General features: G+C 62.0%; 8 protein-coding genes (1 of these 8 cut by a window edge). 4 read left to right on the forward strand and 4 right to left on the reverse strand.

The window, feature by feature from the left end; translation table 11 throughout:
- Together FFH90_RS20835 and FFH90_RS20845 are read right to left on the reverse strand one after the other, a co-directional pair.
- Nucleotides 1-5,794, reverse strand: the 5' end (the start) of a protein-coding gene (locus FFH90_RS20835) for a non-ribosomal peptide synthetase (RefSeq protein ID WP_138866031.1). The gene continues 6,578 nt to the left of window position 1, outside the view; the window shows 5,794 of its 12,372 coding nt (coding positions 1-5,794); it begins with the start codon at nt 5,792-5,794; its stop codon lies off the left edge, out of view.
- Nucleotides 5,795-6,113: 319 nt separating this feature from the next.
- Nucleotides 6,114-6,851 (reverse strand): thioesterase II family protein, encoded by a 738-nt coding sequence (locus FFH90_RS20845; RefSeq protein WP_064619070.1) that lies wholly within the window; start codon nt 6,849-6,851, stop codon nt 6,114-6,116.
- Between the two features lie 193 nt (nt 6,852-7,044).
- Here FFH90_RS20845 and FFH90_RS20850 point away from each other — a divergent pair, with 193 nt between their 5' ends.
- From FFH90_RS20850 to FFH90_RS20860, 3 genes are all read left to right on the forward strand, one after another.
- Entirely contained in the window at nt 7,045-8,868 is a 1,824-nt protein-coding gene (locus FFH90_RS20850; RefSeq protein ID WP_138866032.1) for a glycoside hydrolase family 15 protein, read from the forward strand.
- A 506-nt stretch (nt 8,869-9,374) separates the two neighbouring features.
- Nucleotides 9,375-9,740: a hypothetical protein gene (locus FFH90_RS20855; protein WP_138866033.1), complete on the forward strand. Its 366-nt coding sequence runs from the start codon at nt 9,375-9,377 to the stop codon at nt 9,738-9,740.
- Nucleotides 9,741-9,797: 57 nt separating this feature from the next.
- Nucleotides 9,798-10,688 (forward strand): alpha/beta fold hydrolase, encoded by an 891-nt coding sequence (locus FFH90_RS20860; protein WP_138866034.1) that lies wholly within the window; start codon nt 9,798-9,800, stop codon nt 10,686-10,688.
- Here the strand turns inward: FFH90_RS20860 and FFH90_RS20865 are convergent.
- Nucleotides 10,657-11,649: a GlxA family transcriptional regulator gene (locus tag FFH90_RS20865; protein ID WP_111454159.1), complete on the reverse strand. Its 993-nt coding sequence runs from the start codon at nt 11,647-11,649 to the stop codon at nt 10,657-10,659. The genes FFH90_RS20860 and FFH90_RS20865 overlap by 32 nt on opposite strands.
- 90 nt (nt 11,650-11,739) lie before the next feature.
- On the opposite strand from FFH90_RS20865, the gene inhA reads away from it, so the two are divergent.
- Nucleotides 11,740-12,426: an isonitrile hydratase gene (inhA, locus tag FFH90_RS20870; RefSeq protein ID WP_064619088.1), complete on the forward strand. Its 687-nt coding sequence runs from the start codon at nt 11,740-11,742 to the stop codon at nt 12,424-12,426.
- A 37-nt stretch (nt 12,427-12,463) separates the two neighbouring features.
- On the opposite strand, the gene FFH90_RS20875 is transcribed toward inhA, so the two are convergent.
- Nucleotides 12,464-12,793 carry an antibiotic biosynthesis monooxygenase gene (locus FFH90_RS20875; RefSeq protein ID WP_018925331.1) on the reverse strand — a complete coding sequence of 110 codons (330 nt, stop codon included), beginning with the start codon at nt 12,791-12,793 and terminating at the stop codon, nt 12,464-12,466.
- Nucleotides 12,794-12,810 lie beyond the last annotated feature (17 nt).

The following is a 12,810-nucleotide window of genomic DNA, read 5'->3' on the forward strand; positions in this document are numbered from 1 at the left end:
GGGTTTGCTCGAGGTTGGCGACATCGCCGAACACCACACCTTGCTCCGCGCCCTGTTGCAGCGCCTGGGCAATCGGGTAGTTCTCAAACACCAGAATGTTGTCGAACAGGGCTTCGCCGCCCTGCCCGGCCCAGCGTTGAATGTCCGCCAGCGGCGTGTGCTCGAACTCGCGCAGGCTGAGGTTTTGCGCCTGTACCGCTTGCAACCAGTGGCCGACGCTTTGGTCCGGACGCGGCGTGCCGATCACCGGCAAGGTATTGATGAACAAGCCGACCGCTTGCTCGATGCCGGACAAGTCTGCCGGTCGCCCGGCCACCGTGGCGCCGAACGCCACGGTTGGGTGACCGGTGTAGCGTTGCAACAACAGCAGCCACGCGGCTTGCACCAGGGTGTTGAGGGTGACTTTCTGTTGCCGGGCAAAAGTTTCAAGGTGTTGGGTGCGACTGATGTCCAGGGTCTGGAAATGATCGCCGTGCCCACTCAGGGTTTCATTGCCGGACAGCACCCGCGCCAGTCGGGTCGGCTCTTGCAAGGACGCCAATGGCTCGCGCCAGAAGTCCTGGCTCAGTTGCCCATCCTGACGCTGCAACCAACCGATGTAATCGCGATAGCGTCCGCCGGTAGCTATCGGCGGGCGACCGCTGTAACGCTGCAAGACTTCGCCGAGCAGCTGCGAGTTGCTCCAGCCGTCCATCAGGATGTGGTGATGGGTGTAAATCAGCTGCCAGCTATCGGCTGCGGTTTGCACCAACACCAGTCGCAGCAATGGCGCCTGGCTCAGATCGAATCCTTGTTGGCGCTCGGCATCAGCCAGTTCATTCAAGGCCTGAAGCTGATCGTCACGCTCACGCCAGTCGAGCACGGTGAACGGCAACTGCACCTGCTTGTGGACGATCTGCACCGGATGTTCCAGTTCGCCTTGCCAGACAAAACCGGTACGCAGGATGTCTTGTGCATCGACCGTGGCCTGCCAGGCGGCGCGGAAACGCTCCGGTTCGAGGCCTTGCACATCCACCCGCAACTGATTGATGTACTCACCCGCTGCCTGCTCGTACAGGGTATGGAACAACAGCCCCTGCTGCATCGGCGACAGCGGATAGAGGTCGTCGAGTTGGCCGACGGCCACCGGCAATGCATCGAGTTGTGCCTGGGTGATGCGCGCCAGCGGGAAGTCCGACGGCGTGGCCTGTGGCACCTCAAGGGTGCCGCAATGCTCGATCAATGCGTTGAGCTCGACAGCGTATTGATCAACCAGCTGCTGGATGGTCGTGGTGTCGAACATCTCGCGGCTGAAGCCCCAGCTCATCGACAGCTCGCCGCCGTACACCTGGCCTTCGACCGTCAGCCAGTTGGCCAACGGCGCCGACGGATCCTGGGCCACACCGCTGCCTTCGCTGGACGGCACAAACAACGCCGCTTCGTCGAACTGACGGTCGAACTGCCCCAGGTAGTTGAAGGTGATGCGCGGTTGCGGCATGGCTGCCAGTGCGGCGCCAACCTGCGAGTCGCCCAGATAGCGCAGCACGCCGTAGCCCAGTCCTTTGTCCGGCACCGCGCGCAGTTGCTCCTTGACCGTTTTGATCGATGCGCCGAGGTCGCCGACCGGGCTCAGGTTGACCGGGAACAGACTGGTGAACCAGCCGACAGTGCGGGTCAAATCGATGTCGTCGAACAGGTCCTCGCGGCCATGCCCTTCGAGCTGGATCAGCGTGCTGCCCTGCCCGGTCCAGCGGCACACGGCCCGCACCAGCGCGGTCAGCAGCAAATCATTGACCTGAGTGCGATAAGCCGCCGGCGCCTGTTGCAGCAGTTTGCGGGTTTGTTCGGCATCGAAGGTCAGTTCGACTTTCTGCTCGAAACGGTTTTGCAGTGCACCGTCTGGGCGGTCGCACGGCAAGTCGGTTTGCGGCGCATCGCGCAGTTGCGCCTGCCAATAATCGACACTGTTGTGGAACGTTGGCAGGTGGTTTTGTAGACGCGCCACCCAGCGCTGGTATGAACTGGTTTTCACCGCCGTTGTCAGCGTCGAGCCGTCGCGTGCCTGACGATAGAACTGCTGCAGATCTTCCAGCAATACCCGCCACGACACACCATCCACCGCCAAGTGGTGAATCACCAGCAGCAGCCGCTGAGTGCCATCGGCCATCTGCACCGACAACGCTCGCAGCAACGGGCCGTTGCCCAGATCAAGACTGCGCTGGGCTTCGTCGCACAATGCATTCAGCTCTTCGAGCGATTGCGCCGAGCGTTGCCACAGCACCGACTCAACAGACGCTGCGCCATAGGCCTGCTGCCAACCGGCGTCGGTCTGTTGATAACGCAGACGCAACCCATCGTGATGCTGGAGCAACTGCGCCAACGCCTGATCCAGCGCCCCGGCATCCAGCGCTTCGCGCGGCACCAGCAGCAGCGACTGGTTCCAGTGATGACGCTCAGGGATGGCTTGCTCGAAGAACCAGTGCTGCACCGGCGCCAAGGCCACCGCGCCAACAGCCGGACCTTGATCGATCAGGTTCTGTTCGCCGCTGCGGGCCACTTGCGCTAGGCTGCGGATAGTCTGGTGCTGGAACAGGTCTTTGGGGCTCAACAGGATGCCCGCCTGACGCGCGCGGCTGACCACTTGCATCGACACAATGGAGTCGCCGCCCAGCTCGAAGAAATTGTCTTCCAGGCCGACGTTGTCGATGGCCAGGATGTCTTGCCAGATCGCCGCCAGCGACTTTTCCAGCGCCGTGTGCGGCGCCACGTGTTCACGTTGTTGCTGGGAGCCGTCGACCGCAGGCAAGGCCTTGCGGTCGAGCTTGCCGTTGGGGGTCAACGGCAATTGTTCGAGGAACAGCAGATACGCCGGGACCATGTAGTCCGGTAAATGTTGGCGCAGCGCGGCTTTCAGGGTTTCGCGCAGGCTCGCTTGAGCATCGGCATCGTCCGCCAACACCGCGGCACCGGTCGGCACGATGTAGGCGACCAGTTGCTGACCACTGGCGCCATCCTGAGCCAGCACCGCCAGTTCGCGTACCGCGTCCTGCTGCAACAGCCGCGCTTCGATCTCACCCAGCTCGATGCGGAAACCGCGAACCTTGACCTGGTGGTCGATGCGACCGACGTATTGCAACGCGCCGTCGACCTGATAGCGGGTCAGGTCACCGGTGCGATACAGACGCTCGCCGTTGCTGGCGAACGGGTTCGGCACGTACTTCTCGGCAGTCATGCCCGGTCGCGCCAGGTAACCCCGGGTGATGCCCGCGCCGGCCAGGTATAACTCGGCCGATACGCCCTGTGGCACCGGTTGCAGATCGGCATCGAGCAAATAGCTGGCGGTATGTTTGAGCGGTCGGCCGATGTTGGCGCTGCCGCCGGACTGGCGGCGAGTCCAGGTGGAATAGGTGGTGTCTTCCGATGGGCCGTAGAGGTCGTAGACGTGCTCGATGGTCGGCTGCTGATACAACGCCTCCACCAGGCTCTGCTTCAGCGGTTCACCGGCCAGATTGATGATGCGCACGCTCGGCGGGATCTGCCCGTCGCGCTGCAACGCATTGATCGCCGAAGGCACGCTGTTGATCAGACGCACTTGATCGCGGGCCGACAGTTGCGGCAGTTCCAGGGCGTTGCGGGCGATGATTACCGAGCCGCCGTTGGCCAGGGTGACAAACAGCTCCCACACCGACAGGTCGAAACACACCGAGGTCGAGGCCAGCACACCTTGAATGTCGTCGCGGCTGTACACCAATTGCGACCAGTCGATCAGCGCCAGCACGTTGCGATGGGTGATGGCCACGCCTTTGGGCTTGCCGGTGGAACCGGAGGTGTAGATCACGTAGGCCAGGTTATCCGGCGTGACGCGGGTGACCGGTGCGCTGCTTGGGTAAGTGGCCAGCCATGGCTCGGAGTTGTCCATCAACAGCACTTGAGTGCCCGCCGTGACGTTCAATGTTGCCGCAACAGCCTGCTCGGTCAGCAGCACCAACGCGCGGCTGTCGTCGAGCATGTAGGCCACGCGGTCGGCTGGATAATCCGGGTCCAATGGCACATAAGCGCCACCGGCCTTGAGCACCGCCAGCAGCGCTACCAGCAGACTGTCGGAACGCTGCATCGCCACGCCGACCCGCACTTCCGGACCCACACCCAACTCGATCAGCTTGTGGGCGAGGTGGTTGGCGCAACTGTCGAGCTCGGCGTAAGTCAGTTGCTTGGCCGCGAAGGTCACCGCAAGCGCGTCCGGCATGGCCGCGACCTGCCTGGCGATCAGCTCATGAATGCACAGATCATCGGCGAAACCTTCGTCAGCGCGATTCCAGTCATGGACGATGCGTTGGTATTCCTCGGCTTCAAGCATCGGCAAATCGCTGATGCGCTGCTGGCTGTCGTTGACCATCCCGTGCAGCAAATGGGTCCAGTGCCGCGCCATGCGCTCGATGGTCGGCGCATCGAACAGGTCATTGGCGTAGGTCAGCGCGGCATGCAGTGTGCCGGCCTTTTCATAGGTGTCCAGGGTCAGGTCGAACTGGGTGGTGCGCCCTTCCCATTCGATCACGCCCAGCTCCAGGCCTGAGGCGGTGGTCACCGTGGAAATGTCCGCCACCTGCGGCTGATGGTTGTACATCACCTGGAACAACGGCGTATGGCTGAGGCTGCGCTCCAGCTTTAGCGCTTCCACCAGCCGCTCGAATGGCAAGTCCTGATGGGCCTGGGCGCCGAGGGCGGTTTCCTTGATGTCACTGAGCAAATCCGCCACGCGGGTCTGGCCATCGAGCCGGGTGCGCAGCACTTGGGTGTTGACGAAGAAACCGATCAGGCCTTCGATTTCGCCGCGATTGCGGTTGGCGATCGGCACGCCGACGCGGATGTCGGTCTGCCCGGTGTAACGGTGCAGCAACGCGTTGAACGCACCAAGCAACAGCATGAACAAGGTGATGTTGTGCTTCTGCGCGGTGGCTCGCAGTTGCTCGGCCAGTGGGCCGTCGACACCGAATTCATAACGCGTGCCGCGATAGCTGGGCATCGCCGGGCGCGGGTGATCGGTGGGCAGCTCCAGCACCGGATGCTCGAAGCCCAATTGGGCTTGCCAGTATTCCAGCTGCCGCGCCTGCTCCCCGGCTTCCAGCCAGCGGCGTTGCCACAAGGCATAGTCGCTGTATTGAATCGGTAATGGCGCGAGCTGCGGTTGCGCGCCGGCATCATGGGCGTCGTAGCAGCGGATGAACTCGTCGATCAACACGTTCATCGACCAGCCATCAGAAACGATGTGGTGCAGGGTCAGCAGCAGCACGTGCTCCTGCTCGGCGAGCTTGAGCAGCTTGACCCGCAGCAGCGGCCCGACGGCCAAATCGAACGGCAGCAACGATTGCTGCTGGGCGGCCTCGGCCACGGCCTGTTCGCGCTCAAGGGTTGGCAGCGCGCTGAAATCGACCTGCTCGATCACCAACGGCGCACTGGCAGGTGCCTGTTGCAGGGACTCGTCGGCCTGGCGCTGGAACACCGTGCGCAGGGTTTCATGACGCGCCACCAGGCTGGCGAATGCTTGCTCCAGGGCCGGCAGGTTCAGTTGCCCAGTCAGGCGCACTGCGCCCGGCAAGTTGTAGGCGCCGCTGTGCGGGTCCAGTTGCCAGAGGAACCACATGCGCTGCTGGGCGTAGGACAGCGCTTGCCGGTCCTCGGCCTCGACCCCTTGCGGAATCGGAAAACGGGCGAAGTCCACGCCCTCCTTGTGCAAGGCCGCAAGGAACATCTGGCGCTTTTCCAGGGGCAACCCGATAAACCGGCGAGCAAGTTTCAAGGAGTCTTCAGCATTCATTTCTTAGCATCCGGATCAGTAGGCAGGAAGCACAAAGGCACGTCGTCCCTATGAAACGAATGCAGACCGGAAAAATTAGCGCTTGAGAACAAGTATCAGGAAGGAAGGTCGAAGCGGCTGGAATCCGCGGTGCGGCGAAGAAATGATGGCCGAACACAGACCTGTGGCGAGGGAGCTTGCTCCCGCTTGGCTGCGCAGCAGTCGTAAACCGGCGAATGCGGTATTCCTGACACAGCGAGGTCGCAGGTTTTAGGGTCGCTTCGCAACCCAGCGGGAGCAAGCTCCCTCGCCACAGAGATCACCAAACTGAAGCATCGTGTTAACCGACAGCCGCCAAGGCATGCCGCCGATGGTGAACCTCCAGCTGATCCTTGATCACCCGCAGCACCTTGGCTTCGTGCTCATGAATGAAGAAGTGCCCACCGGCCAACATGTCCACCGAAAAGCTGCCGAGGGTTTCCCTGCTCCAGCCGATCAACTGTTCGGTGGTGGCCTTGTCGGCCTTGCCACCCAGCACATGCACCGGGCACTTGAGCAATGGCCGCTGCACCGGCTGAAAACGCCCACACAATAGAAAATCCGCACGCAGAATCGGCAGTGTCAGGCTCATCAGCTCTTCATTGGCCAGCACCTCTTCGCTGGTGCCATTGAGCGTGCGTAGCTGCTCGATCAACTGCGCATCGGTTTTGGGCTCGGCAAAGCCCCGATCGTAGTCGGCGCGCATCGTTGGCGCCGCCGTCCCCGAGGCAAACAGCGCCACCGGTTCCGGACAACCCAGCGCACGAAAGGCGTGGGCCAGCTCACACGCGAGCAAGGCGCCCAAGCTATGGCCAAACAGCGCATAGGGCGCCTTGAGCGTCGAACGCAACTCCCTGGCCAATTGCATCGCCAGCGCGCGCATGTCGGTGTGCAGCGGTTCGCCAAACCGTGCGCCCCGCCCCGGCAGCTCCACCGGTTGCAACTGCAGCCACTGCGGCAACTTGCGTCGCCAACGGCTGTAGACCATGGCACTGGCGCCAGAATACGGCAGGCACAGCAGGGTCAGCTTGGTCACCACGTTTACCTCGAAAAGTCGTCTGTAGGGGAAGACGACCCGCAAGCGGCGCAAATTAGTCGGCGCCGATAAATCCCGCCTGGGAGAAAGCGTCGAATTATTGGTTGAGTGTGAAGGCCGGTTCGGCGCCAAATGAACTCTCTGTGGCTTAAACCAGTCAGCTGGTTAGACCTTCAGTCCCCGGAGTTCCACGGCAATGGCTGATCCTTCCGAACGACAAAGCGCGATCGACGCCCACGGCATCATTGGCGACATGCGCAGCGCGGCGCTGGTCAACGACAAGGGCAGCGTGGACTTTTTCTGCTGGCCGGAATTCGACAGCCCGTCGATCTTCTGCTCGCTGCTGGACAGCCCCGAAGCCGGCATCTTCCAATTGGCTCCGGACTTGCCCGACGCCCGCCGCGAGCAGATTTACCTGCCCGACACCAACGTCTTGCAAACCCGCTGGCTCAGCGATCATGCGGTGGTCGAAGTCACCGACCTGCTGCCCATCGGCGACAGCGAGGATGATTTGCCGATGTTGATGCGCCGGGTGCGCGTGGTCAGCGGTCAAGCGACGATTCATATGTTGTGCAACCTGCGTCATGACTATGCGCGGGCTCACACCAAGGCGCGGGCGCGCGGCCGCAGTGTGTATTTCGAGGCCACCGGTCAGCCGCCCATGCAGCTGTGTGCGGATCAGCCCTTGCGCGTCGAGGGCAACGCAGCGATTGCCGAATTCACCCTCGAACAGGGCCAGAGCGCCGAGTTTTTGCTCGGCGGCGTTGACGATCCGCGCTTCAAGGAAGGCGCCGCCGATCTGTGCCTGGAGCGCACCCTGAAGTTCTGGCGCGACTGGATCGGCCAGTCCAATTACCGCGGGCGCTGGCGGGAAATGGTCAGCCGCTCGGCCTTGGCGCTGAAGCTGCTGACCTCGCGCAAACACGGCGCCATCCTCGCCGCCGCCACCTTCGGCCTGCCGGAAACACCCGGCGGCACACGTAACTGGGACTACCGCTACACCTGGATCCGCGACGCCTCGTTCACCGTCTACGCCTTCATGCGCCTGGGCTTCGTCGAGGAAGCCAACGCCTACATGCGCTGGCTGCGCGGCAGGGTCAGTGATTGCCGTGGTAAACCGATGAAACTCAATATTCTCTACGCCATCGATGGCCGCCAGGAGTTGCCGGAAGTCGAACTTGCGCACCTGTCCGGCCATGGCGGTGCGACGCCGGTGCGCATCGGCAATCAGGCCTACGAACAAATCCAGCTCGACATCTTCGGCGAGCTGATGGACGCGGTGTACCTGGTCAACAAGTACGGTGAAGCGATCTCCCATGAGGGCTGGAAACACACCGTGGAAGTGGTCGATCAGGTCTGCGAAACCTGGCAGCAAAAGGACGTTGGCATCTGGGAAATGCGCGGCGAGCAGCATCATTTCCTGCACTCGCGACTGATGTGCTGGGTGGCGCTGGATCGGGCCATCCGGCTGGCCTCCAAACGCTCGCTGCCCGCCCCTTTTGCCCGTTGGGACCAGACCCGTCAAGCGATCTACGCCGACATCTGGAGCAACTTCTGGAACGAAGAACGCGGGCATTTCGTCCAGCACATCGGCGGCACCGGCCTCGACGGCTCGATGCTGCTGATGCCGCTGGTGCGCTTCGTCAGCGCCAAGGATCCGCGCTGGATCGCGACCCTCGAAGCCATCGAAAAACACCTGGTGCGCGCGGGCATGGTCTACCGCTACCGCAACGACGACAGCCAGATCGACGGCCTGCCCGGCACCGAAGGCGCCTTCGCTGCCTGTTCGTTCTGGTACGTCGAATGCCTGGCCCGCGCCGGCCAGGTAGAAAAGGCGCAGCTGGAGTTCGAGCAATTGCTGCGGTACGCCAACCCGTTGGGGCTGTACGCCGAAGAGCTAGACAGCCACGCGCGGCACTTGGGCAACACACCACAAGCACTGACGCACCTGGCGCTGATCAGCGCGGCGAGCTTTCTGGATCGGAAGTTGAGTGGGGAGAAGAACTTCTGGCAGCCTTGAGACTGAGGTGACTGCTTCGCGGGCAAGCCTCGCTCCTACAGATGTATACCGTTCAACTGTGGGTGGCGCTGGCTTCGGTACCGCCGTTGTGACTACCGCCAAAACTCGTCAGAAATATCCACTTTTACGACACTTTTTGTAGGATCAAGACCTACCCGCGATGAACTTAAACACACTCTGCCTGGCAGGACTGACCTCCTGTGGCGAGGGAGCTTGCTCCCGTTGGGGCGCGCAGCGGCCCTGAAATCTGCAACCACATTCCTCCAGAAGCACCGTATTTACTGGCTCAGCGACTGCTGCGCAGCCGAACGGGGGCAGGCACCCTCGCCACAGGATCGTGTAGGTCGAACACCTACATTTACTAAACAAAACTGCCCAATCAACACTTGGTAACTGATTCCTACATCCGGAAATACCTTGTTGCCAGCACCTACATCCATCCCTACCATCCACGCTCAACGGGCACAGCGGAGCTGTCCAACAAAACCCGAATTCAAGGAACCAGAATGACCCAGCGCATCCATCGCAGCATCAACGTCCCACTCCGATCAGGCCTGAATCGGACTGAACTGTGGGAAGGCCCCGACAAAGGCTTGATCAAATGCTGGGAAATCGGCCGTCAGCGCGCCGCCCGCTTCCCCGACCTCGCCCACCAATGCCTCACCGGCGAACTCCCGGTGCTGGGTTGGAAAGGTGGCGTCAGCCGCAGCCTGAAGAAACTCGAAAAATACGGATCCCTCAAATACCTCGCCCAATGGCAAGGATTACGCGGGGAAGATCTGGATATTGATCTGAGCGCAGAACGGGCGTTGACCTGTTCCAGGACCAAAATGGTCGTGACATACTTCAATCAGATGGACGTGGAAGCCTGAGGAAAGAGCCCGGGTCGATCTGAATCAGCCGTTGATAGACAGCCCATGGAGCATCGAATGCAGACCCAACATGTCCTGACGCCAAACCTCGATATTGCCTGCGAAACACACGGCCCCAGCACCGGCGACCCGATCATTCTTCTGCACGGTTTCCCCTACTCCCCACGCGCCTACGACGACATCGCCCCAACCCTCGCCGCAAAGGGCTACCGCGTGATCGTTCCGTACCTGCGCGGCTACGGCCCGACCCGTTTCAACTCCCCCGCCACCCTGCGCTCTGGCCAGCAGGCCGCCCTCGCCCAGGATTTGCTGGACCTGATGGACGCCCTCGCCATCAAACAGGCCGCGCTGTGCGGTTATGACTGGGGCGGTCGGGCGGCGTGCATTGTCGCGGCGCTAAGGCCGGAGCGGGTGCGCTGCCTGGTGACCGGGGACGGTTACAACCTGCAGAACATCCCCCGCTCCACCCAGCCTCTGGATCCGCAGACTGAACATCGTCTCTGGTATCAGTATTACTTCCACACCCCGCGCGGCGTGGAAGGCTTGACCCAAAACCGCCGGGCCCTGTGCGAACTGCTCTGGCGCCTGTGGTCACCGACCTGGGCGCAAAATGCCGAACGATATCCCTTGAGCGCGCCAGCCTTCGATAATCCGGATTTCGTCGACGTAGTAATTCACTCGTACCGGCACCGGTTCATGTATGCGCCTGGCGACCCGGCGCTGGAATGGATGGAAGAAGCGCTGACCCGACAACCGGCAATCAGCGTGCCGACAATTTCCCTGTGCGGTGCCGATGACGGTGTGGGGCCCGCGCCTGAAGTCGATGAAGACGCCGGGCATTTTACCGGCCCTTACGAACGCCGAGTGCTGGCGGGCGTCGGGCATAACATTCCCGAGGAAGCGCCCGAGGCGACGCTCAAGGCAATACTGGATCTGCTGAAGGGCTGACGGAAAACCGCTCGCGATAAGCCTGCGGTGTCACGCCCATGGCCCGCAGAAAACTGCGGCGCAGGGTCTCTTCGCTACCAAACCCGCATTGCATCGCGACCCGTTTGATCGGTACGCCGGTGTCGCTGAGCAGTCGTCGCGCGGTCTCGACCCGAATCAGTTCTATGGCCCGCGCCGGGGTCTGGCCGGTGTCGGCGCGGTAGTGACGGACGAAGCTGCGCTCGCTCATCCCGGCCTGCAAGGCCAAGGTTGGAATGCCGAGGTCTTTGGTGAGGTTTTCGCTGATCCAGGCGTGAAGCTCGTCGAATCGGTTGCCTTCTTTCTGCAAAGACAGGGTCACGCTGAACTGCGACTGGCCCCCCGGACGCTTGAGAAACACCACCAGTTGCCGGGCGACTTCGAGGGCCATGGTTCGGCCGAGGTCTTGTTCGACCATGGCCAGCGCCAGGTCAATGCCCGCGGTAACCCCGGCCGAGGTCCAGACCGGACCGTCGTTGATGAAGATCGGGTTGGGTTCGACCTGCAGTTTGGGATGCTGCTGCGCCAATTGCTCGCAGCGGGTCCAGTGCGTCACCACCCGTCGACCATCAAGCCAGCCGCTGGCCGCCAGCAAAAACGCCCCGGTACACACCGACGATACCCGCCGGCAATCTCGCGCATGCTCACGCACCCACGCCACCAGCGACGCGTCCTGCGCTGCCGCGTAAACGCCCCAGCCACCGGCAATGATCAAGGTGTCGCTGCCCCGATCCGGCAGCGGTTCTGCCAACAGTGCCAACCCCGCCGACGACATCACCGCCCCGCCACCGCTGGCAATCACTGACGGTGCATAGGGCGGCGGCAGACCTTGCTGGCGGGCAATGTCGTTGGCCGAGGCAAACACCTGCAACGGCCCGGTGACATCGAGCACTTGCACGTTGGCGAAGGCCAGCACATGAATGGTTTTCGGGTGGTTTGGCATGATTGGCGTAATTCGTGGGGTTATTGGCGTATTCGCCAAATCCTACGAGCCTACAGTGAAGCCGTCCACCCCAATCAGGAGAAAAACGCCATGACGTTGCAGATCGGTTTACTGTTGTTTCCACAGGTTCAACAACTGGACCTGACCGGCCCTTATGACGTGCTGGCCTCGCTGCCGGACGTGAAGGTGCACCTGATCTGGAAGGACCTGGTGCCCGTCACCGCAAGTACCGGGCTGGTGTTGAAACCGACCATCACCTTCGACGATTGCCCGCCGCTGGATGTGATCTGCATTCCCGGAGGTGGCGGCGTCGGCCCATTGATGGAGGATGAACAAACCCTGGCCTTCATCAAGACTCAGGCCGCCACGGCGCGGTATGTCACCTCGGTCTGCACCGGTGCCCTGGTGCTTGGCGCGGCAGGGCTGCTCAAGGGCAAGCGCGCCACCACGCACTGGGCGTATCACGAGTTACTCGGGCTGTTGGGGGCGATCCCGGTGAAGGATCGGGTGGTGCGCGACGGCAATCTGCTGACCGGTGGCGGGATCACCGCGGGAATCGATTTTGCCCTGACCCTGGCCGCTGAACTGTTCGATAAGGACACCGCGCAATTGGTGCAATTGCAGCTGGAATATGCCCCGGCACCGCCGTTTGCTTCGGGCAGCCCCGAGACAGCGCCAGCCGGCGTACTGGAGGAAGCCCGTAAACGTGCTGCCGGGTCGTTGAAATTACGTACGGAAATCACCGAACGTGCAGCGGCGAAACTCGACCTCCAGTGAAAGAGATGGCCGCGGGGGGCTATCCCCCCGCAGCCAGTCACTCACGCCGGCCATTCGGCACAAACAGCTCGAACGAGTCATCGCCATAAGCCCGCTCCACTTTAGCGATCACCACTTGATAACCCGCATACCACTTGCGGTACTGGCGCTTGGCCTCCAGGTGCCTGGGGTGGCTGGCGAATTCCCGGATAGAGGTTTCGTCCTGCCAGTAGTAACTGGCGTTGACCAGTTCGCCATCGGCCGAGCACCAGGACTGGGTACCGACGAACCCTTCGATGCTGATCGCGACTTCGTCGATCAACGTGCTCAACAGGTTGAACTCCTCGTCTCGTTGCCCGGGTTTGTAGATAAACGATGCGATGTACATGCAGAGGTTCCTTTTCA

The sequence above is a fragment of the Pseudomonas sp. ATCC 43928 genome (assembly GCF_005938665.2).
Classification (GTDB): Bacteria; Pseudomonadota; Gammaproteobacteria; order Pseudomonadales; family Pseudomonadaceae; genus Aquipseudomonas.